18 protein-coding genes and 2 pseudogenes are annotated in these 22,210 nt (G+C 37.6%); 12 read left to right on the forward strand and 8 right to left on the reverse strand.

The features are described from left to right. Positions 1–4 precede the first annotated feature (4 nt). The 9 genes from HYG88_RS04420 (at position 5) to HYG88_RS04460 (ending at position 11,308) form a co-directional block, all read left to right on the forward strand. A complete protein-coding gene (locus tag HYG88_RS04420) occupies positions 5–2,275 on the forward strand; it encodes a TonB-dependent receptor (protein WP_005160271.1) in 2,271 nt (756 codons plus the stop codon). Between the two features lie 24 nt (positions 2,276–2,299). After that, positions 2,300–3,556: an MFS transporter gene (locus tag HYG88_RS04425; protein WP_306172536.1), complete on the forward strand. Its 1,257-nt coding sequence runs from the start codon at positions 2,300–2,302 to the stop codon at positions 3,554–3,556. Between the two features lie 195 nt (positions 3,557–3,751). Next, the gene (gene mtlD / locus HYG88_RS04430; protein ID WP_178882655.1) at positions 3,752–5,878 is read left to right on the forward strand and encodes a bifunctional mannitol-1-phosphate dehydrogenase/phosphatase; all 2,127 of its coding nucleotides are present in this window, start codon (positions 3,752–3,754) and stop codon (positions 5,876–5,878) included. A gap of 85 nt (positions 5,879–5,963) precedes the next feature. Then, positions 5,964–6,587, forward strand: a complete 624-nt coding sequence (locus HYG88_RS04435; RefSeq protein WP_087545027.1) for a 2'-5' RNA ligase family protein — start codon at positions 5,964–5,966, stop codon at positions 6,585–6,587. Positions 6,588–6,589: 2 nt separating this feature from the next. Then, complete coding sequence (gene cobU, locus HYG88_RS04440) at positions 6,590–7,108, forward strand: bifunctional adenosylcobinamide kinase/adenosylcobinamide-phosphate guanylyltransferase (protein ID WP_087545026.1); 519 nt, start codon at positions 6,590–6,592, stop codon at positions 7,106–7,108. 1 nt (position 7,109) lies between these two features. Further along, positions 7,110–8,180: a nicotinate-nucleotide--dimethylbenzimidazole phosphoribosyltransferase gene (gene cobT / locus HYG88_RS04445; RefSeq protein WP_178882656.1), complete on the forward strand. Its 1,071-nt coding sequence runs from the start codon at positions 7,110–7,112 to the stop codon at positions 8,178–8,180. Beyond that, positions 8,170–8,769, forward strand: coding sequence for a histidine phosphatase family protein (locus HYG88_RS04450; protein ID WP_178882657.1), 600 nt, complete (start codon positions 8,170–8,172; stop codon positions 8,767–8,769). Before cobT ends, HYG88_RS04450 begins: the two co-directional genes overlap by 11 nt. A gap of 115 nt (positions 8,770–8,884) precedes the next feature. After that, positions 8,885–10,465, forward strand: coding sequence for a histidine-type phosphatase (locus tag HYG88_RS04455; protein WP_178882658.1), 1,581 nt, complete (start codon positions 8,885–8,887; stop codon positions 10,463–10,465). Positions 10,466–10,567: 102 nt separating this feature from the next. After that, positions 10,568–11,308: an adenosylcobinamide-GDP ribazoletransferase gene (locus tag HYG88_RS04460; protein WP_178882659.1), complete on the forward strand. Its 741-nt coding sequence runs from the start codon at positions 10,568–10,570 to the stop codon at positions 11,306–11,308. A gap of 56 nt (positions 11,309–11,364) precedes the next feature. Here the strand turns inward: HYG88_RS04460 and HYG88_RS04465 are convergent, their stop codons facing one another. The 7 genes and pseudogenes from HYG88_RS04465 to HYG88_RS04490 all read right to left on the reverse strand — a co-directional run. Then, positions 11,365–12,831, reverse strand: coding sequence for a PepSY domain-containing protein (locus HYG88_RS04465; protein WP_178882660.1), 1,467 nt, complete (start codon positions 12,829–12,831; stop codon positions 11,365–11,367). Between the two features lie 3 nt (positions 12,832–12,834). Continuing rightward, complete coding sequence (locus HYG88_RS04470; protein WP_178882661.1) at positions 12,835–14,946, reverse strand: TonB-dependent receptor; 2,112 nt, start codon at positions 14,944–14,946, stop codon at positions 12,835–12,837. 75 nt (positions 14,947–15,021) lie between these two features. Then, the gene (locus HYG88_RS04475) at positions 15,022–15,522 is read right to left on the reverse strand and encodes a hypothetical protein (RefSeq protein ID WP_178882662.1); all 501 of its coding nucleotides are present in this window, start codon (positions 15,520–15,522) and stop codon (positions 15,022–15,024) included. Positions 15,523–15,939: 417 nt separating this feature from the next. Continuing rightward, a complete protein-coding gene (locus tag HYG88_RS04480; protein WP_005160221.1) occupies positions 15,940–17,031 on the reverse strand; it encodes a 3-deoxy-7-phosphoheptulonate synthase in 1,092 nt (363 codons plus the stop codon). Between the two features lie 118 nt (positions 17,032–17,149). Next, on the reverse strand, positions 17,150–18,037 hold the full coding sequence (locus tag HYG88_RS04485) for a sulfite exporter TauE/SafE family protein (RefSeq protein ID WP_005160219.1): 888 nt from the start codon (positions 18,035–18,037) through the stop codon (positions 17,150–17,152). 243 nt (positions 18,038–18,280) lie between these two features. After that, positions 18,281–18,412: pseudogene (locus HYG88_RS15235) on the reverse strand (DUF1634 domain-containing protein); the annotation flags it as partial. Continuing rightward, positions 18,408–18,569: pseudogene (locus HYG88_RS04490) on the reverse strand (PepSY domain-containing protein); the annotation flags it as partial. The pseudogenes HYG88_RS15235 and HYG88_RS04490, both read right to left, overlap by 5 nt. Before the next feature lie 223 nt (positions 18,570–18,792). Here HYG88_RS04490 and lpxB point away from each other — a divergent pair. After that, positions 18,793–19,971, forward strand: coding sequence for a lipid-A-disaccharide synthase (gene lpxB / locus HYG88_RS04495; protein ID WP_171063561.1), 1,179 nt, complete (start codon positions 18,793–18,795; stop codon positions 19,969–19,971). A 38-nt stretch (positions 19,972–20,009) separates the two neighbouring features. Here the strand turns inward: lpxB and HYG88_RS04500 are convergent, their stop codons facing one another. Further along, positions 20,010–20,879 carry a DUF2797 domain-containing protein gene (locus HYG88_RS04500; RefSeq protein WP_005160214.1) on the reverse strand — a complete coding sequence of 290 codons (870 nt, stop codon included), beginning with the start codon at positions 20,877–20,879 and terminating at the stop codon, positions 20,010–20,012. A 38-nt stretch (positions 20,880–20,917) separates the two neighbouring features. Between HYG88_RS04500 and HYG88_RS04505 the strand changes: the two genes are divergently transcribed. Then, the gene (locus tag HYG88_RS04505; protein ID WP_005160212.1) at positions 20,918–21,379 is read left to right on the forward strand and encodes a DUF6231 family protein; all 462 of its coding nucleotides are present in this window, start codon (positions 20,918–20,920) and stop codon (positions 21,377–21,379) included. Between the two features lie 158 nt (positions 21,380–21,537). Next, entirely contained in the window at positions 21,538–22,158 is a 621-nt protein-coding gene (locus HYG88_RS04510; RefSeq protein ID WP_005160209.1) for a YidB family protein, read from the forward strand. Positions 22,159–22,210: the final 52 nt, after the last annotated feature.

A 22,210-nucleotide genomic window follows, 5' to 3' on the forward strand; every position in this document is an offset into this window, starting at 1 on the left:
ATTTATGAAAGTACGTTCACTTTCGACATCATTAACGCTGTTAAGCTTAGCAATCAGTAATCAGCTATATGCTCAAACAGTTGAAACAGATGCATCTGTTCAAACGACTGCTGCTGTAACAAGTCAGAAACCAACCCAACTTGCACCTATTGTACTGACAGCATCGCGTTCAGCACAAAGTATTGCTGAAATTGCAGGTACGGTGTATCGCATTGAACAAGAAGATATTGCAAAACAAGCCGCTGCGGGTAAAAGTACAGCAGATATTTTAGGTTTATTAGTTCCATCGCTAACACCAAGTTCTGGTACTACCAGTAACTATGGAATGACCATGCGTGGCCGTACAGTCCAATATATGATTGATGGTGTACCACAAACGGGTTCGCGTGATAGTTCACGTCAATTAAATAGTATTAGCCCTGATATGATTGAGCGTGTTGAAGTGGTCTCTGGTGCAAGTAGTATTTATGGTTCTGGTGCAACAGGCGGTATCATCAATATCATTACTAAAAAAGGGTCGACCTATGGGGTTCATTTTGAATCCAAACTCGGTGTAACGTCAGGCGATAACTTTAAAAGTGATGCTTTGGCTTATGAAGCATATCAATCCGCTGCGTTTAAACAAGGCGATTGGAATGGTTTCTTAGGAGCAAGCTATACCAAACGCGGTGAGATTCAAGACAGCCACGGTGACCGAATTGGACCTGAAGTCGCACAAACGGATCGTCAAGATACGGAAACTATCGATGTTAATGGGCGTTTAGGTTGGCAGTTTGCTGACAAGCAAAGTATTAGCGTTGGTGCGCAATATTATAATGATGAACAAGACAGTGACTATGGTGCAGATTATGGACCAGGTTTAGCTGTTTTATTGGTTAAAGGTGCAAAACCAAGCCAGAAAGCAGTCAAAGGTTTGGAACTTAATACTCAGCCAAGAACGAAACGTGCAGCAGTCAATGCACAATATGAAAACCAAGATTTCTTTGGTCAGACTTTAAATGCGGAGGCTTACTATCGAACTGAAAAAGGTAGATTCTATACGAGTGCAAATACTTTGGCACATGCATCCATTCCAGGTGGAGGAACATATATTGTTACCCAGTCTGAGACGGATATTGATGTATTTGGTGCAAGGTTAGCGTTACAGAGTAAACTGGATCTTGCAGAGCGAGCTTTACATTTAACGTATGGAATGGATTTTGATAAGGAAAAAGGAAAAGCAACAGCCCAGTTATATGATTTGAATACATTTATTAGTAGTAATGGTTTGAAATTCAAACCATTAAATAATTATGGTTTTGGTCCAGATGTAGATACTGAGAAACTCGGTTTCTTCTTACAGAGCCAATTTGAAGTCACTGAGCGCTTAAATTTACAGGCGGGTGTTCGTCATGAGAGTATTGATAGCCAAGTACAGGATTCTGTTCCTTATTCTGAAGCGATGGTTGCAGACTTCGTCTCAGGATATAGTCCTAAAACTTTAAATGGTAGTTCGGTCAAGCATGATGCAACTTTATTTAACTTAGGCGCAGTTTATCATTTAACAGATGCTCAACAAGTCTTTGCCAATTTCTCTCAAGGTGCAAACTTACCAGACGTACAACGTATGCTCAGAGACGTTCCAGCAAACTTTGTTGTAAGCAATCAAACCATTGATCCAATTAAAGTGAATAGTTTTGAGCTAGGTTGGCGTCTACAAGACAATGCGTTAACCACAGGGCTTACGGCGTTCTATAACAAGTCGGATAAATCTTTGAAATTTGGTCCACCAAACTTTGCAATCGAAGTGATTGATACCGATGAACGTGTTTATGGCCTAGAAGGTAATGTGAAGTATGCTGTTACCGATGCATGGAATGTCGGTGGTACTTTGGCTTATACACGTGGTCAATTTAAAAATACCAGTGGTAAATGGCAAGAGTTAGATGCGATTCGTGTTGCACCCTTAAAAGGGACTCTCTATTCAGATTGGCAATTTAATGATGGTCTAGGTTTACGCGTTCAAACTCTTGCAGTTGGCGGTACAGATAAAGCGCGTAAAGATGCAATTGAGTATGGAAGCCGACCACCAGCAGAAATTAAAGGTTTTGCAGTGATGGATGTGATTGCCAATGCGAAAGCCGGTCCGGGTACATTAGGATTTGGTGTTTATAACGTTTGGAATACTGATTATAAGTCTGTATATAGCCAAGCAGTTTCGACCGTGTATGGCGATATTTCTAGTCTAGCTGCACAAGGTCGTACTTATGGTTTGAGTTATACCCTCAAATACTAATCTAATCAAAAAGGCATCTGTTAGATGCCTTTTCTTTTGATGAATTTCATGATGAACAATAATTTAAAGTTTTTAGCGCTAGCTGCTTTGATCAATGGAACTTGTTTTTCCATGATTCTCCCTTTACTTGCTCCATTGACACGACAATTACATTTATCTGAATTCCAAGGTGGTGTGATTGTTTCAGCAGGGGCAATCTGTATGGCGATTGCATCGATCTGGATTGCGAAAAAGAAAAGTCAGCTATCTCCCAACCAACTCGTCAATTATGGTTTTTGGGGAATGACCTTTACTTGGGCTATTTTCACCTTGATTCTGTATTTTGGAACACAAGCGATTTTACCCACGTTATTGATTTTTATCTTACTGGTATTGAGTCGTGCTTCTACAGGTATTTTTATGGCTTTACCGCAAATTGGCCTGCAAAGTTATGTAATGACACATGCGAGTGAAGCTGCTGATCGTAGCAAGCAAATGGCTATGTTTGGTGCGATGAATAGTTTTGGGATGATTATCGGCCCGTTTGCAACCTCAGTTTTATTGTTTGGTGGTTTACTTTTCCCAATGTGGATTGCTGTGGCTTTACTTGGCTTAGTCAGTATTGCACTCTGCATCCTGTTTAGTAAAAGTCCGCAAGTTCAGGCTGAGTCATTCAATCCGCAACAAGATAAAGATAATGCACGAGTGAATGAGCCAATTCTGAAGCAAAGTCTGATCTGGTTAACTCTAGGTTTTGTCACTTATGTTGCAATTGTGACTTTAAATATGACGGCAGGTTTTTATATTCAGGATAAGTTTTATCTCAGTAGCCAACAGAGTGCAGTTTATTTTTCTCAATGCATGTTGGTTGTCGAGGTCTGTTTGGTGCTGACCCAACTTTTAATCGTGAAAGTGTTTAAACTCAAATTAAACAGTTTGGTGATTATTGGTTTAGTCACCATGTGTTTTGGTCTATTACTTTCACTCTACACACCTACAATTTTTGTGTTTCAGGCCAGTTATATTTTTTATGGTATTTCTATGGCGTGCTTATTACCTGCATTTACTACAGGCGCTGCCCAAGCGGTATCTCAGCAATCACAGGTTAAAATGGCAAGTTTTTGTACGGCGATACAGGCATTAGGTTTAATTGTTGGCCCCTTACTCAGTACATTTTTGTACCGTTTTAATACCCATTTCCCATTCTATTTATTACTGTTCTTAACCCTATCGATTGGCCTTTATTTTAGTTGGATGTTGATTCGAAAAGAAGCTGAAACTGCATTGCTACTTGATGAATAAAAGGGATTTTGGTTAAAAACAACTCATCTTTTTTCTCATAATGCAAGTATTCCGACTGTTTCAGTCATATATTGCTGTTATGAGTCGTCTTTATGTTTATTTTTTAATCAGATTTGTTTCATTTGTTTACTATTTGAATTTTAAGCCTATTTTTTAGTTACTCTATAAAAAGTATAACAAAACAGAGGAGTAACAATGCTGATTTTTCATGATTATCCTGTTCAGGGGGCAATTTTTGATATTGATGGAACAATGTTTGATACCGAGCATTTACGCTTCCAGACATTGAAACAGGCATCAAAAGAGCTGATTGGACAGGAATTTTCAGATGAATATTTGATGCAGTGTCTCGGCTTAAGTGCCAAAGCATCGGAGCAGTTAGCACAAAAGTTTTATGGTACAGATGTTCCTTATACTGCCATTCGTAAACGTGCAGATGCGGTTGAATTAGAGTCTGTGCGAAAAAATGGTGTACCGATTAAAAAAGGACTGATTCAAGTTCTGGAACGCTTAAGAAAATCAGGTTTAAAAATGGCAGTTGCGACTTCCAGTCGTCGTGCGATTGCAGAAGAATATCTAATTAATGCCAATGTTTATAAATTTTTTGATTTGTTGGTTTGTGGGGATGAAGTTGAAAAAGGTAAACCGCATCCAGAAATCTTTTTAAAAGCCGCACAGAAACTCAATCTACAACCGCAACAATGTTTAATGTTTGAAGACTCGGAGAATGGTATTTGTTCAGCCTATGATGCAGGCGGAATCACGATTTTATTCAAAGATATTAAAGAACCCAATGATCAGATGCTTTCTAAAGCAAATTTTTACTATCAGGACATGTATGAGTGCCTGAATGCTTTGGATCAATATATCCCTGAAATAGGTATGCCACAATTACAAGAATTATTTCCGCAAAGTGTCAATCAGTTGACTGTTGGGATTCATGGCTTTGGTGCTATTGGTGGGGGATATGTGGCACAGATTTTGTCCTATTGGGATGGTTACACACGCCCAAAACGCATTCTGGCATCAACCCGAAATCGCTTATATTTAGAATCAGTGAACAGTTTTGGTAGCTATAGTATTCGATATGGTCAGTCTTGTTATGATGAGCGTATTGATAATCTGACTGTGATTGATGCTGACAATGAACAGCAGATGTTAGAGATGTATATGCAATCTAGCCTGATTGCACTGTGTTTACCAGAACAAGCGATTGAGTCCGAGGCGAAAACGATTGCGAAGGGACTATTCGCCCGTTTTATGTCAGCAGATGCGGACAATAATGAGCCCATTACCTTTTTGATTATTCTCAATAAAGTGTGTGCAAAGTATTTGGTCTTGAAACACATCCGTGAAGCCTTACTTTCCATGACGAATGAAGATATTGCAGAACATATTTTAAGTGAACATTATTTTTGCGATACCGTGGTCAATCGAATGGTGTCAAAACTGACGGATCAGGCCTTATATCGTCAGCTCAATATTAAGCATAATCTGTTCAAACAATATCAAAATGATCTCAATCCAGAAACGATTGAACTTTCAGAGGAAACTGCTCTGACTGTAAAGCAAGAACAGCAGATTACCCATTGTTTAGAAGACATGCGTGGGCAGTTTCAAACAGGGCAATTCTTACAAAATATGGATCTGATCCTATTCCATAGTGAAATGGATATGCCGATTTATGTGGAAAATCGCAGCCCATTGTTGAGCAAAATGCGTCAAATGATTTTGGTGGATCAGATTTCTGAGATTCAAATCATTAAAAATCGTTTGTGGAATGGCTGTCATGTGATGCTTGCTTGGTATGCCAGTTTAAATGGGTATGAGACGATTGGTATTGCGATGGCTGATTTAGCAGTTCGACAATATGCTGAAAGACTGGTTGATGAGGTTAAATTAGGTTTAGCTAATTTAATCCCAAATCAAAAAAAGCAATTGGATCGAATGGCTGAGAGTTTTTTAAACTCATGTCGATCTGCTTATAAATATCCATGTGAACGTGTAGCTCGTGATCCGCTTAGTAAACTCAATTTGAATGAGCGTGTTTTAGGTAGTTTAGAATCTCATGTACAGCAACAACTTCCTTATCAGAAGTTAATGCAAGGTGCAATTTATGGCTATGCCTATGCACTAAAAATGCTTGGGCTGGACGAGATTAAGATTGTAAAGCATGTCCAGAGCAATATCGAACATATGGACATTACTAAAAATCAGAAGAAAGCCTTGTTAAACCAGCTCTATCAAGGGGTTCAGACAGAGCTCAAGGACGAAGTATTCATGTCACAACAATCTGAGGAATTGAAACCTCTAACCGCTTAGGCATTAGTGATTATAGTGTAAAGCAGCTTAACTTCGATCTAGGTTTATGTTTGAATAACACAACTTTAAACAGAATGCTAAAGTTGTGTTATTAGAAGCAGACACCCAGTTGATTGCGACCGAAATACGTGATTATCCCGAATGGCACAAGGGCCGTTCAGATTATGGGCTTTGGTATATTGAGATTGATCAACCTGAATTGATTCAATATTTAGATGAAATTCAAACACAGTTTTCTGATCTATTACTTGCTATACAGCAACGCCAATATCACATTACACTATTTGTTTGTGGTTTCTTACAACCTTCAGCTCATCAGTACGATGACGATTTTCAGATTCAACAATTACAGCAGCAGATCAAGCTGATTGAAGCATTACAGCTCAAACCTTTTGAGCTTGAAATCATACAGATCGATAGCTTTAGTAGTGCTTTGTTTCTACAGATTAAAGATCATCAGGGCGTACTAGAACTAATTCGTCAACAATTTGCTCAAGTATCTGGGGAAATTGCAGCACTCGAATATTGTCCGCATATTACTTTAGGCTTGTATCGTGAAGCTTGGCTGAGTGATATTGTACTTCAGCGGATGCAACAACTTTCGGTAAAAACTATAAATATTGAGGTTAAAAAACTGACTTTTGGTTATTATAAAGCACAGATTTTACAAGGATTCCTATATCCTTATCGGCAAATTGAACTAGGTTAGACATGTTGCAACTAATTTTAGGTGGGGCGCGCTCAGGTAAAAGTCGTTTGGCAGAACAAACAGCCAAAGAGACAGGTTTATCGGTCATTTATATTGCAACGGCGCAGGCCTTAGATACTGAAATGCAGCAGCGTATTGCGCATCATCAACAACAACGTGCTGATGATTGGCAATTGTGTGAAGAACCTATTTTTCTTGCGGATCAACTGTTGCAATTAGATCAAGATAATCAAGTGATCTTGGTGGATTGTTTGACCTTATGGCTCACCAATTTATTGTTATCCGCTCATGCTGAATTACAACAGCAGCAAACAGACAAATTTTTAAACCTATTACCCCAACTCAAATCACATATTATTTTAGTGAGTAACGAAACTGGACTGGGTGTCGTTCCTATGGGTGAAATTAGCCGTCGATTTGTGGATGAAGCGGGACGTTTACATCAAGCTTTAGGGCAATTAGCAAATAAAGTGGTGTTCTGTGTGGCAGGTTTCCCAATGATTTTAAAAGATGAGAAATAATATGACTGAACAAGCGCAATGGTTTTTAGCCGCAGTACAGCAACCTGATCTAGATGTAAAACAACAAGCTGAGCAACGTCAACTTCAATTGACCAAACCAACAGGCGCATTAGGTGATTTAGAGCAAATTGCGATTAATTTATCTGCTTTACAAAGAACAGTTTTCCCTAAAATTAACAAACCTTGGATTACTATTTTTGCTGGTGATCATGGTGTTGTAGCAGAAAATGTTTCAGCCTATCCTCAAGCAGTAACTCGTCAAATGTTGCAAAACTTTGCTTCGGGTGGTGCAGCAATTAGTGTCATTGCTAAACATCATCATGCCCATTTACAAGTGATTGATTGTGGGACAGTAGGCGATAGTTATAATTATGTTGGCGTTGAATGCCATACTATTCGTGCTGGCACTGCTAATTTTGTAGAGCAAGCTGCGATGACCAACCGAGAGTGTTTAGCAGCGTTAGAGCTGGGTAAAAATAGCGCCGATCTTGCTAAGGCGAAAGATGCGGATATTTTTATTGCAGGTGAAATGGGAATTGGCAATACCTGTTCAGCTTCAGCACTTGCTTGTTTGTTGCTGAGCGAATCAGCCCAGCAAGTTACAGGTTTAGGAACAGGAATCAATATTGAGCAATTACAACATAAAATAAAAGTGATTGATCAAGCAGTAAAGCTTCATAGAGCAAATGTGGCCAATGATGCATTAAAAATTTTGGCTGCTGTAGGTGGTTTGGAAATCGCTGCAATCACAGGGGCTTATTTACGATGTGCGCAAATTGGTTTACCTATTATCGTCGATGGCTTTATTAGTTCGGTCGCAGCTTTATGTGCAGTACGTATTCAACCACAAAGCCGTGAGTGGATGCTTTTTGGACATCAATCAGCGGAATATGGTCATCAGCGTGTTCTAAAAGAATTGGATGCCCAACCAATCTTAGCAATGAATTTACGTTTAGGGGAAGGCAGTGGTGCTAGTGCGGCATTATCTATGATTCAGCTTGCCTGTGTCTTACATAATCAAATGGCAACATTTGCTGAAGCTGCTGTAACAGGTGATAAAGTTGCAGATTGATTTACTGCGACATGGTGAAACGACTTTAAGCCATACGCTACGTGGGCATTTGGATGATGATTTGACTGAACAGGGTTGGTTGCAAATGCAATCAACCATTCAGCAGTACATCACTACTCCAATGGATTGGGATGTGATTATCAGTTCACCTTTGCGGCGCTGTCATTGCTTTGCAGAGCATTTGGCAAATCAACTTGAATTGCCAATGCGGGTCAATGAGCATATCAAAGAAATGCATTTTGGCGATTGGGAAGGTATTTCCACCCAAGTAATTTATGAAACTGAACCTGAGCGATTAGCAAATTTTTGGCAATTTCCAACGCAATATCATGCTCCAAAAGGAGAGTCTTTGCTTCACTTCAAGCAACGAGTCATAGATGGTTTTGATGAAATTTACGTACAAATGCAGCGACACAACTGGAATAAGGCATTGATTGTGACGCATGGTGGGGTGATTAAATTGTTGACTTGTTTGGCACGCCAACAAAATCTAGATGATTTATTAAAAATGCCTGCTGAACTGGGCAAGCTCTATCAACTTGAATGCTCTAAAAGATTAGATGAGATGTATTTTGAAGAAAAACATTGATAAATAAGTAATAAGAGATTTTTCGATCATCACACACTGCCATAAAATTGTAATCGAAATGTCATTACTACTGCCTATGATACATGTCATTTCTTAAACGATAAGCAAATTCATTATGAATATATTATTGAAAAGCAGTCTGTTATGTGCAAGTATCTTATTGGCAGCATGTGATAATAATGAGCAACAATCACAGTCTAGCCCGGAACAAAATACCTCATCAAAATATTATCAAACCAAAACACCATACCAACCACAACAAGATCTAAAAAAATACGAAGCGATTCCACAAGGTTTTAAACCTGTTTTTACAGAGTTAGTCGCACGTCATGGTTCTCGAGGATTATCGAGCATTAAATATGATTTGGCACTTTATAATTTATGGAAACAAGCCAAGGCTGAGAATGCTTTAACACCTTTAGGTGAAAAACTAGGTGCTGATTTAGAAAATATGATGAAAGCAAATATTTTGCTGGGTTACGGCGTAGATGGGATTCGCCAGTATGGATATGGCAATGAAACGATGCTTGGTATTCAAGAACATCGAGGTATCGCAGACCGTCTTTTACAGCGTCTACCTGAGCTATTTAAAACAGCAGCGACACAACCTGAATCTATTTTAGTTCAAAGCTCAGGCGTAGATCGTGCGGTTGATAGCGCCAAGTTTTTTACTGCTGAATTGATTCAACAACAACCGCAATTGAAGAATCAAATTACACCTACGTCATATACAAGTTTGGTCAGTACCAGTATTCCATCTATTGAAGATGGTGGCGTAGATCGTTTTAAACTTTATTTCCATAGCTTGAATAAAGATCAAGATTTGCTTAAACCATTATCAACACAACAACAAGCAATCTATGATGCAAGTCAAGCCTATCAAAAATTTGAAGCTGAAGATGTATATCTAAAAAATAAGTTAAATGATTTGGCAAAAGATACACGCGCACAGCAAATTGCAATGAATGTACTTAACCCAATTTTTAAGCCTGAATTTATCAAAAAATTAGGTACGACTGGTTATACTTTCAGTAATAGTGGCACTTATACCGTGACATCGCCAAAAGGTGAAACCATTACAGAAAAAGGTAAAGGGAAAAATACCATTGCAAGTGCTGTGGATGCCGCTGCTTATCTTTATGAGCTGTATTCAATTTCTGGTGGTATGCAGCTTGAATTAAAAAATGTAAATTTTGATCAATATATGCCTGTAGATGCTGCAAAATTCTATGCTGAATTTAACGATGCAAATGATTTTTATGAGAAAGGGCCAAGCTTTCAAGAATCAAATGCTATCACCAGTAACATTGCTCAAGGTCTAAAACAAGATTTGTTTAAGCAAGTAGATGCAATTGTCGATAAAAAACAGTCCCACCGCGCGGTATTACGCTTCGCACATGCAGAAATCATTATTCCACTGGCGACTAGTTTGGAATTACATGACATGATGCAGCCTTTGCCTTTACGTCAAACCTATAACTACAGCAATAGTACGTGGAGAGGTGAAGTAGTATCGCCAATGGCTGCGAATTTACAGTGGGATATTTACCAAAATGCTCAAGGCACAACTTTGGTAAAAATGCTCTACAATGAAAAAGAGACCTTGTTTAAATCATCATGTAAATATGCACAATATAGTACCAACAGTTTCTATTATGATTATTTGAAACTCAAACAATGTTATCAAATTCAATAATCTAGTTGATTCATCATTTTAATTTGGGAATAGGGTTCTATTCCCATTTTTGTTTCTTCATAATCTGTAAATCATCAATATTGTTTGATAGAGATTTTTTGCATGACAGCTTTTTGGATTGCCTTGCAATTTTTGACAGTTTTGCCGATTAACTTAAAAACAATGCCTAATGCAAAACAAAATGGTCAAGCGATTTTATTTTATCCATTTATAGGCTTATTGATCGGACTCATTCTGTTTGGTGTATCCCTGATTTTAGTCAAGCTGCCAATTTTATTGATTGCCAGCATCATTTTAGTGTTATGGATATGGCTAACAGGTGGGCTTCACCTTGATGGTTTAGCCGATACAGCCGATGCTTGGGTGGGTGGTTTTGGTGATTCTGAACGTACACTCAGAATTATGAAAGACCCAAACTGTGGTCCAATCGGTGTGCTGAGTCTTGTTGTGGTTTGTTTACTCAAGTTTGCTGCGCTGTATGTACTGCTTGAGCAGCATCTCAATGCATTTTTGATTCTGGTTCCAATGCTTGGGCGTAGTGTTCCATTATTTTTATTTCTAACCACAGCTTATGTTCGTGATAAAGGGCTAGGACGTTCAATTACTGATTTTATTCCAAAGAAACTTACATGGACTATTTTTGTCATTACAATTGCATTACTTTGTGTGTTTAAATGGTTGGGATTAGTGACTTTTATCTGCTTTATTGCTGTATTGTTTTATTTAAGGGCCTTGTTTATCAAAAGAATTGGTGGAATTACTGGTGATACTGTTGGCGCTGCAATTGAGCTGATTGAGACAGGCTTAATGCTAAGTTTTGTGGTTGCTTCATTTTATATTTGATGGGTTTAATTCTAAAAAATTGATCCTCCTTAAATTAAGAAGGATCAACACAGAACTTAGGATGCTTTTCGGGCTGCTAATGTACAACCTAAGATCACCAATAAAGCAATGAGCCCAGCAATACTACCTAATAAGATATCTCTGAATGTTTTATCTACTGGTAGCCATGTCCATTTATGTAGATATGCAAAACTAAAACCTTCTAAAACATCTTGTTGAGTGACTTGCGCTGCAATCACACCGCTACTTGGCTCAATATACAGCCTGAGTTGATCACTTAAATTGCTTTCAACTTTAACCACGGGCAAACGTTTGTTGATAAAACCATATTCACCACCAAAACTGGTGACCCAAGAACTTTGAGTAAAGTGATCCACTGGTAAATGTAAATAGTCTGCAGCCAACTGCTTACTTTGCTCAAGGGTATTTAATTTTGTAGCGGCATTCGCATCGATCAATTCAATTGCAGGGGAAGCATTTTTAGCATGATTGTGATGATCATGTTCTTTGGCTGCGGTCATGCTGCCTTGTAACTGTGGTTTACCTGTTAATTGAACCATCCAACCTGCTTGAACGTGATCTTGAGCAAAGGAGATCGGTACAAGATTAAGGCGTTGTATGGGTTGTTGAACAGCCGTTTTCCATGCGGCAGCACTTAAATCCTGTGTATAAAACATCGGCTGAATGTTCACAATCTCAGATTTTTTATGCCAAACATGATAGAAACCACTGAATACCCATAGCAAGATAAATATACTTAGACTGATGCCCAAATAGCGATGTAAAAAGCGAATTGGCTTGTGAGCTAAACGATGGTTCTGGCGATTACGAATCCTAAAAAACAATCCAATTCCCATACAGGTAAGAACTAAAATACCAATTAAGGCAATTTGCATCAGTATATTTTGTCCTGTCCACGGTTGATCACCCCAAGTCCATGTATGACCTAAACGAAATATTTTCGCCATCCACATTTTTTGGTCATTGGAGAGTGTGGCTAATCGAGATTGTGATGGATCGACATAAGCTCTTAAACCATTATCAAAACTTACACGCCAGACAGGCAATAAACGATTCACACTTGGATAATCATCACTAAATTCAGTGATCAGTTCGGTCGAAACTATCTGTTGTTTGGCTAAACCTGTATACCAAATTGCAAGACGTTTTGCATCTTGTTGCTCTCCATCTGTGATGAGTTGACCCGATCGACTATCAAAATACTCCGCAATGTTTTGATTTGGTTGTAAAACTCGATAAGCTACAAGTTCAGGTTGTAGCTGAATGGTTTGTAATCCTGAAAATTCTTCAATTTTATGCTGGTGTAAAACCAAAGGTGCAGGCAAAGCATTTGTTAAATTCAGTTGCTGAGGTGGAGGCATTCGTTTGACGGGTTGAGGTTGTGTTGCACTCATAATTGGATGCAACACACCTGTTAAAGACCACATCAAAATCAGAATGCCAAGCATCATTCCAAAGCTACGATGAAATTTCAGTAACTTCTTGAGTAGATTGGCATTCATTGTTTATTTTCCAAAATGATAACGCAAACCTAATAAGTAGGTTCTTGGCGCTGCAGGCGTATAACTAGCTTGATTACTGCTATATGAAGTGCTGTCAGCATAATGGACATCAGCTACATTCAGAATTTGCCCATAAATCTCATAAGCATTTTTACGATAATTTGCACGTAAATTTAGAATGGTATGCCCATCATATTTTTCAGTATTAGCATCATCAATCCAATATGAACCGACATAAACACCTTCAGCCGAAAGTAATAATGCTGGAATAGGTTTGATTTGATATTCAATTGTGCCAAAACTTTTTGGAGAGTTTGGCATTGTATTGCCGCTATAGTTGAGTATTGATGAGGGCTGAAATTCTTTATATTCGTGTTTAGCGATACTTCCAGATAACTTTAAACGTTGATCATACTGTTCAGTAATATTCCAAGTTCCACCAATTTCGATACCTTGATGTAAGGTTTTGCCTGCATTTCGTGGTTCACGGGTATTATCAGGTTTTGTATAACTTAGAACTTCATCCTTACCTTGTAAACGATATAAGGTAATTTCTCCATCCAATCGGTCATCTAAAACTTTGAAACGTAAACCCGCATCAATATTATTAAATGTAGCTTCTTTTAAGTTTGGTGTGACCAGATTTGCGCCATATAAACTACTAACTTCTGGTGGTACAAAACCTTGTGACCAATTGCTATACAGATCTAATTCAGGTGAGATATTCCATACAAAACCAAGTTGAGGGCTTGCCTTGTGAAAACTACGTTTTTCGTCTGGCGCACCTGTAACTTTAGAGGGAACAAGCTTGTTATCAAAGTCATAACCGATCCAATCATAGCGTGCACCACCAACCAAATTTAGATTCGGCAAAGCTTGCCAATTTGCTTGTGTGTACAATGCTTGGTTATTGACATCAACTTTGAAATCACGTAACAACTGACGTTGTTTGAAACCCGTATAAACTAGCGTGTTTGGATCACGAAAGACTTCAATATCATTGGTTTGAGCTTGGTTCGGTGAATGATCTGCCATCGCCCCAATGATCAATTTCACCAGATCCAAATTAATGGAATGCTGTAAATTTAAGCCATAAGATTGAAAAGCGTTATAGGTAGTTTGCCCGCTATAAGTTCCTGTAGGCTTTTTATCTTTTACATCAGTGCGAATATTGTAGCTCGGATTTTGATCGGTTGTATTATCGCGATAATATACGGTCAATTGACTTTGTTGCTGATCATCCCATTGATGGTTAATCTGTGATGAAAGACGGGTTGAGTCTACTTCTCGATATGTAAATGTTTGATAGCTATAACCTGGACGTGCGCTAAAATCATTTGCATTTAGGCTACCCGTCATATCGGTTTTTAAATGGTTGTAGCTGAAAATATTTTTGATTTGAGTGGCATCTGATATGCGCCAATCATGTCTTAAGGTTACACTTTGCTTATTACTTTCAGCATGATCTTGCCAGCTATCACCACGATCACTGGCATAGGCAGACAGTCTTAAACCATGTTCACCATACTCAGTATCAAACGTATTGGATGCACCCAAGTCTAAACGGCGATAACCTTCAGAGCTTGCACTCACACCTAAATCAGCAGTTGGAGTTAAACTCGGTGCTTTGGTGAGGAAATTAATCGTGCCGCCAATTGCATTGCTTCCATACAAGCTACTTGCTGGGCCACGCAAAATTTCAATGCTATCAATTCCAGCTAAATTTACTTCATATAAAGCATTGTGGTTAAACACACCGACTGGACGGATTGAAATGCCATCTTCCAAATATTGATAAACAGCAGAAGTGGTGATGGGTTGACGAATTGACATCATATGTTGTTCGTTGCCCAAATCATTCATTAACACACCTGGGGTTTGATTAACTAACTGACCAATGAATGTGGCATGTTTATCATCTATATCTTGGCTACTAATTTTGCTAATCGCAGCAGGAGTATTATTTATAGATTCACCTTCACGACTTGCCGTGACTACGATTGTAGCTAGGGTTTTTGTTTCATTTTCAGAAGCTGTTTCAGCCAGAGTGATTGAGCTGTAGGTAATCGATAGACATGCTGTCGTTAATACTGACAAACGGAATTGAGTATTCATATTTAACTCTATAAAAGCAATAAACGAGGCCGTACCGCAGTGAGACACTGGATACGGAATGTTAAAAAAGCATTTTTATAGAGGGAGCGGTGGTGCTTGTTTAATTGGAAAAATATAGAAGATACGTGGAATTTGCAGATCTTCTGACCACGTATAACATAGGCATCGTACACGACTAAACCAAGCCAGTACAAAGATTAAAATAAATGCAATTAAAGGAATAATTGCAACAGCATCTAAACCATGTGTACATAAAGGACAATGCTTCATGATTTGACTAGCAAGAGCAAAAACCTCTTTGGCATAGTCACTCAGTTGATCATGCGCAGTCGATTGTAAATGCTGTTGATGATCCATTTCATGCATAGCGTGATGGTGACTTGAATGAGATTCAGACAACATCAAACTATTTTTAATATCTGTGACTTGGCAATGTGTAGGCATTGCATAGAGTGCAGGTACGACGCCAGTATGTACCATCGTTGGTAAGAAGATATGCCAGAGCAAACAAAGCAAAGTAATCGCACCGAATGAGGCACGCCACTTTAGCAAGTGTTGACGAAAACTGGACTTCATATCAGCGATACGTCGTAGGGGAAATGTGGCAGCAGTATAATTAAAAAAATGTTACAGTTCAAAACAAATCCAATATTTAAGAACACAAATATATGGCAGATTACCGTATAAATTTTCCAGTTTTTTCGATGACGAACAATGGGTATTTGAATCTAAAGGATGGATTATTTTAGTATTAACGTATAGAAATAAGAATTATGAATTAGTTTTCTACGACCCTGTTCGTTTGATGCAAACCATAAATGATGATTTGCATTCCAGTCAATGTTTTATAGAACAAAATTTAATTGTAATCCCAAACGTAAATAGGGCAAATATTGAAAAAGTAGTTTTAGATCTAGTGAGTCATGAAACTTTAATGGAAAATTTAAAAATAAAAACAGGCTCATGAGAGCCTGCTTTACATCTACTTAAAGATTAACGATTTGGTAAAACATCTTTAAGTGCTTCATGCATTTCTAACAATGCTTTTTCTGTTGTATCCCAATCGATACAACCATCAGTCACAGATTGACCATATACTAGATCACATAGGTTTTCAGGAATATCCTGACGACCGCCTTTAAGGTGACTTTCAACCATGATACCTACGATTGATTTATTACCATCCAGAATTTGCTCTGTGATGTTCTTTAAAACCAAAGGTTGCAGGTACGGGTCTTTGTTTGAGTTGGCATGACTGGTATCAATCATAATCTTGTTGCTGACTTTGGCTTTTGCCAAAGCTGCTTCTGCTTCCGCAACAGAAGAAGCATCGTAGTTTGGCTTGCCATTACCACCACGTAATACCACATGAGCATAAGGATTGCCTTTGGTATTGATAATTGCCACCTGACCATTTTCATTTAAGCCGAGGAAGCTATGACCGTGCTTAACCGATTGCATTGCATTGGTTGCAACAGTCAAGCCGCCATCTGTACCGTTTTTAAACCCAACAGGAGATGATAAACCAGAAGACATTTCACGATGTGTTTGGCTTTCTGTAGTACGTGCGCCAATCGCAGACCAAGAAATTAAATCTTGATAATATTGCGGTGAGTTTGGATCAAGTGCTTCAGTCGCACATGGCAAACCTTTTTCATTTAATTCAAGCAAAAGACCACGACCAATATGTAAACCTTTTTCAATATTGAAAGAGTCATTCATATCTGGATCGTTGATTAGACCTTTCCAACCGACTGTCGTACGTGGTTTTTCAAAATATACACGCATCACAAGGTATAAAGTATCTTTTACTTTTTCACTTAATTCTTTTAAGCGATCAGCATATTCATTTGCAGCTTTAACATCATGGATTGAACAAGGTCCAATCACCACAAACAAACGTTTGTCATTGCCGTCTAAAATATTACGTACAGTTGCACGTCCTTGTAACACAGTTTGAGATGCAGCTTCAGATAAAGGAAGATCAGCTTTCAGTTCCGCAGGGGTAATTAAGGTTTGAATGCTTTTAATATTAACGTCGTCGATATCTGGCTGAGAAACTGGATTTGACTGTAGAGTATTCATTGCTGTCACAAATTCAATCGAAAGAAGAGGTTATTTTGTCTACGAATATAGCATGAAAAGCCGATTGATTAACTATCGATTCGCAAAAATTGCGGAAAACAATCGGCTTTTTTCAGAATTAAACCATACTAGATGAATGGCTTGTTTGTTGAACAACAGCAACTTTATGGATTTCAACTGGTTTAGGTTTTGCCTTAACTGGATTAACCATAAAGTTAACACCAAGGGCAAATAATGTAATACCTAAGATTCTACGAATAAGTCTTTCTGGCATACGCGAACTAATTAAAGTTCCGACAATAATTGCAGGAATAGAACCAACAAGTAACCACATTAATAAATGAAAGTCGACATTACCTGAAGACATATGACTTAAACCAGCAACAGCGGTTAATAAGACAGCATGTACGACATCTGAACCAATAATACGGATCATCGGTAAGTTAGGAAACATAATTACGAGCGCCATAATCCCGAAAGCACCAGCGCCTACAGAAGACAGGGTGACGAAAATACCTAAAACCATGCCCATGATGACGATATATAAGCGTTTATGCTGGAGAGCATGCTGCTCACTTTCCATATTTGCTTGTTCACGATTACGGAAACGATCAAAGAACTTTTCAACTTGGCTACGAAATACAATAGAGATACCTGTCAAGGTCAACATAAAGCCTAAGACCATGGTCAGCACAGCTTTATAATGCGTTGATTGACTTAAATAATGTTCTAAAATCCAAGAGGTGGCAAAAGATGCAGGAATACTTCCAAGTGCAAGCCAAAGTACAATTGGCCATACAATATTTAGTTTTTTAGCATGTACCATTGAACCGCAAAATTTAGAAATAGAGGCATATAACAGGTCTGTACCGATTGCAATATGAGGTTCAATTTTGAATAAACTAATCAAAATGGGGGTCATTAATGAGCCACCACCAACACCAGTAATTCCTACACAGAAACCAACCAAAACCCCAGCTAGAATAAATTCAACAGGACCAAACATAATCAATATGCCTAAATATGCAAAAACCAGCATATCTTATGCTTTTTTTAGATAACTCGTTGTGATGAATAGTGATTTACTTATGCAAAAAAAAGCTAAAGAATGTCGATGACGGTATAAAAACTGACTGAATTACACAGCCATGTTTCATTAATTTGCACTTATGAATTCGTTGAGTAAATCTTAGTTTGATCAAAGTGACGTAAAATAATTAATTGAAAAGTAGAGCGATTTAAACATTCTCTATTTTGCTAAAATTTTATTTTTGTTAGGTTTTAATTCATTAACCCATAACACCAGTAGAAATGTAATCGGTGTCGCAAATAGCCACCAACTTACAAATCCTATAGCGCTTCCATATTCAAGACAAAGCAAATCGTAGTAGTGGTTGCGCAAATGTAGCCATATGTAGACCATAAACGCCTGCATTTAAGGTTGCTACTGGACTATTATTTCTTGTGTTGCCTAAAATTTTTCCAGCACCATTTAAGGTAATTTGTGTTTGATTTAAGGTAATGGAATGATCTTCTAATAGGAGAATAAATATTAAATGAAAATGATTATTGTTAATAATAAATTGAAAATAAACTCGCAATCATTTAACTATCGTTAATCAAGATAATTTTTAAAGTAATGAATGGAATTTTAGATCAAACATTATATTCACCAATCTTGAACAATTTGGATAGCTTATTATGATTCGATGTAAAATCATTTTGTTAGAATCATTCAAATATTTCAGTGGGGCATTGGTCTTGTTAAAGCAAAAACTAAAAATTGGTATCGTGGTGGGAGAAGTTTCTGGAGATACTCTAGGAGTGAAACTCATGCGCAGTTTTCGCGAACAAGGAATTGATGCTGAATTTGAAGGTATTGGTGGTCCACAAATGATTGCTGAGGGTTTCCATAGTTATTATCCAATGGAAATTTTATCAGTAATGGGCATTGTGGAGGTTTTGAAAGATATAAAGAAGTTATTTGCTGTACGTGATGGTCTAGTTGAACGTTGGACTGAACATCCAGTGGATATTTTTATTGGAATTGATGCACCTGATTTCAATTTACGTCTTTCTAAAACAATAAAAGAAAAGAATTTACCAATTAAAACAGTTCAATACGTAAGTCCATCTGTTTGGGCATGGCGTCAAGGGCGGGTACATGGTATTAAACGTAGTATAGATTTAGTGTTGTGTTTATTCCCATTTGAAAAAACATTTTATGAAAATTACGATGTTCCAGCAGCTTTTGTTGGGCATCCACTAGCCAAACAATTACCTTTAAAAAATCCAATTGTAGAAGCAAAACATCAGCTTGGCTTATCTGCACATGAAATGCACGTTGCTTTATTACCAGGAAGTCGAAGAGGTGAAATTGACAGACTATTGCCTTTGTTAATTGGGGCTGCGGAAATACTACATAAGAAATATCCTGAACTAGAGTTTCTGATTCCAGCAATTAATGATGCTCGAAAACAACAAATTGAACATGGTATTCAAAATTTAAATATCACTTTAAAATCAAAAATTTATATTTTAGAAAATACCGATGCTGAATCTAAAATAGGTCGTATGGTCATGAATGCGAGTGATATTGTCGCACTAGCATCGGGAACTGCGACGCTTGAAGCAATGTTATTACATCGCCCAATGGTGACTTTTTATAAGTTACATTGGTTAACTTATATGATTGCTAAGTTTCTCGTTAAGATTCCATACTACTCTTTACCTAATATCATTGCAGGTAAAAAAGTCATCCAAGAATTAATTCAAGCTGATGCAACACCAGAACACCTTGCTTCTGAAATTGAAAAATTAATGGATAATGAAACAGCACATATTCAGATGATGCAACATCTAAGCATGCACAAACAATTAATCTCAGGAGATACTGAAAATCCTGTTGATGCAATTCTGAATTGTTTAAAAAAAAATTAAGTTAAAAAAAGGTGGCATTTCAAATGCCACCTTATCTTTTACGCTCTTAGAATCATTTCATAGCCTGTGTATTTGCGAATATTGATGACACCAATATCGAGTAATAAATATTGCCCCTTAATGCCATGTAAAACACCACGAATTTTGGGTGTTTTATCCAAATTTAAGGACTTAATTTTTTCTGGATATTGTTCAACTGGGTAAATAAATTCTTTAGGCAATTCATGTTCTAAAAATTCAAGTTCTTCATTGAATTCTAAGTTTCGGCTAAATTCATCTCGAATCGTTTGAATTTTTGGTGCAAATTCTTCCAAAATATGGTCACGTTGCTCAATTAAATTCAATGGTTCAGCTTCACCTTTAAGGAGCTTACGCCAATCCGTCTTATCGGCAATTTGTGTACCAAATAAAGTTTCTAAATGACCAGATAAGCGGCGTGAACCAACTTTTAAAATGGGTAAAGCTTGGGTTGCACCTTGATCTAACCATCGAGTTGGCATATTAACGATACGAGTAATTCCAATTTTTAGTGCACTTGAATTGGCTAGATACACAATATGGGGTTGGAAACAAACCTTGTGTGCAAATTCATCTTCACGACAAGTTCCAAGATGATAATGGCAAGTCTCAGGTTTCATAATACAAAGATCACATTCAGCTTTGGTCTTGAAGCACTTGAAACAGTGACCTTGGGAATATGATTTTGGAGTCTTTGCACCACACGAAGTACAAAAAATATTTCCAGTCCATTCAATTTCTAATTCTTGACCTAATACGAAGGGTAGATCAGTTTCTGAACGATCTAATATAAATTTATATTCAACATTTGCCTTGCTGGTTGGTTGATCAGTTACACTATGCGTTTTGAGCGCTGCGTGCATTTTGTGACAAATGCCTTGTAGTTCCATCAATAAACTCTCATCTTTCTCAATCAAGGGTTGCAGTTATGGCTGAACAAAATGTCATCATTTCTATGCTAGACGATTTATCTAAAGAACAGCCCATTCATACTGCACTTTGTATCGGTCAGCAAATTGATCAAAATGCTGAAATTCAATGGCATCATTTTAACGTAACTGACTTTTTAAATCTGCCATTTACACAACGTTATGATTTAGGTTTTGTATTATTTGATACAGAGCAAATGCAAAACATCACTGAAACACATAAAGCGCAGCTTTTAGTGAAGTTACGCGACTTAATGGCTAAAAGGATTGTTGTTGTTAGTAAACGAAACGATGAAAAGCTATTGCGTTCACTAGGTTTTACTCAACTTATTGATAAGACTACTCATGATAGTGATTTTGCTCTATGGCAATTCAATATTTTAACTTACAAACATGTACCTGATTGGTTTAACTCTAAATTTTGGGCAAATCCAGAAAATTGGAATAAATTTCGTTGGTAATTTCTTAGACTGTACTGCGGCTCTGAATAAGTCGCAGTTATAAAATAATAATAAACTGATTAAATGCTCTTGCAAATTTTAACACTTTAACTTTGTTTTCATGTTGAAAAGCAGCGTATGCTTTTCGAATAAATAATTCTAACTGGAATATAAAAATCATGACAGATTTGACAAATATCGTTGAGATTTTAGCGAAACAGGCCTTAGGCGGTCAGCAACAATCAGGTCAGGGTGGTGGTTTAGGCGGAATTTTAGGTTCGGTATTGGGACAGCTTGGGGGACAACAGCAACAAAATACCCAAAACCAGCAACAAGGTGGTCTAGGCGGAATTCTGGGTTCTGTACTGGGTCAATTAGGTGGTGGTAATACTTCAACACACAGTAATGCAGCAGGTGGTAACACAGCACAAACATTGTTAATCGCCGTTTTGCCTTTAATTCTTGCATGGATTCAAAAACAGGGCGGTTTGCAAGGTGCATTGGATAAACTGAAAAATACAGGTTTGGCAAATCAGGTACAAAGCTGGATCGATCCTCAACAAGTAAATGCTCAAGATGTTCCAACCCAAAATATTCAAAGCTTATTTGATGATCAAGATATCGAACAGGTTGCTCAACAAGCACAAGCGCCAAAGCAAGAAATTTACAGTGCGATTGCGTCTGTACTACCTCAAGTGATTGATTCTTTGACTCCACAAGGTGGAAACACTAATCCACAGGAAGCCAACAATGATATTCAACAAGTTTTAAACTTGGTCAGTGGTTTCTTAAAGAAATAAAATCAATAAAAACAAAAGGGCAGATCGCCCTTTTGTTTTTGGTTTTAGCGGA

Source organism: Acinetobacter sp. SwsAc4, assembly GCF_013391535.1.
In the GTDB taxonomy this organism is placed as follows: Bacteria; Pseudomonadota; Gammaproteobacteria; order Pseudomonadales; family Moraxellaceae; genus Acinetobacter.

Bases quoted from the DNA above. Each gene is read 5' to 3' on its own strand.
- HYG88_RS04420 (WP_005160271.1), top strand. From the start codon at position 5: ATGAAAGTACGTTCACTTTCGACATCATTAACGCTGTTAAGCTTAGCA.
- HYG88_RS04425 (WP_306172536.1), top strand. From the start codon at position 2,300: ATGCCTTTTCTTTTGATGAATTTCATGATGAACAATAATTTAAAGTTT.
- mtlD (WP_178882655.1), top strand. From the start codon at position 3,752: ATGCTGATTTTTCATGATTATCCTGTTCAGGGGGCAATTTTTGATATT.
- cobU (WP_087545026.1), top strand. From the start codon at position 6,590: ATGTTGCAACTAATTTTAGGTGGGGCGCGCTCAGGTAAAAGTCGTTTG.
- cobT (WP_178882656.1), top strand. From the start codon at position 7,110: ATGACTGAACAAGCGCAATGGTTTTTAGCCGCAGTACAGCAACCTGAT.
- HYG88_RS04455 (WP_178882658.1), top strand. From the start codon at position 8,885: ATGAATATATTATTGAAAAGCAGTCTGTTATGTGCAAGTATCTTATTG.
- HYG88_RS04460 (WP_178882659.1), top strand. From the start codon at position 10,568: ATGACAGCTTTTTGGATTGCCTTGCAATTTTTGACAGTTTTGCCGATT.
- HYG88_RS04465 (WP_178882660.1), bottom strand. From the start codon at position 12,831: ATGAATGCCAATCTACTCAAGAAGTTACTGAAATTTCATCGTAGCTTT.
- HYG88_RS04470 (WP_178882661.1), bottom strand. From the start codon at position 14,946: ATGAATACTCAATTCCGTTTGTCAGTATTAACGACAGCATGTCTATCG.
- HYG88_RS04475 (WP_178882662.1), bottom strand. From the start codon at position 15,522: ATGAAGTCCAGTTTTCGTCAACACTTGCTAAAGTGGCGTGCCTCATTC.
- HYG88_RS04480 (WP_005160221.1), bottom strand. From the start codon at position 17,031: ATGAATACTCTACAGTCAAATCCAGTTTCTCAGCCAGATATCGACGAC.
- HYG88_RS04485 (WP_005160219.1), bottom strand. From the start codon at position 18,037: ATGTTTGGTCCTGTTGAATTTATTCTAGCTGGGGTTTTGGTTGGTTTC.
- HYG88_RS04500 (WP_005160214.1), bottom strand. From the start codon at position 20,879: ATGGAACTACAAGGCATTTGTCACAAAATGCACGCAGCGCTCAAAACG.
- HYG88_RS04505 (WP_005160212.1), top strand. From the start codon at position 20,918: ATGGCTGAACAAAATGTCATCATTTCTATGCTAGACGATTTATCTAAA.
- HYG88_RS04510 (WP_005160209.1), top strand. From the start codon at position 21,538: ATGACAGATTTGACAAATATCGTTGAGATTTTAGCGAAACAGGCCTTA.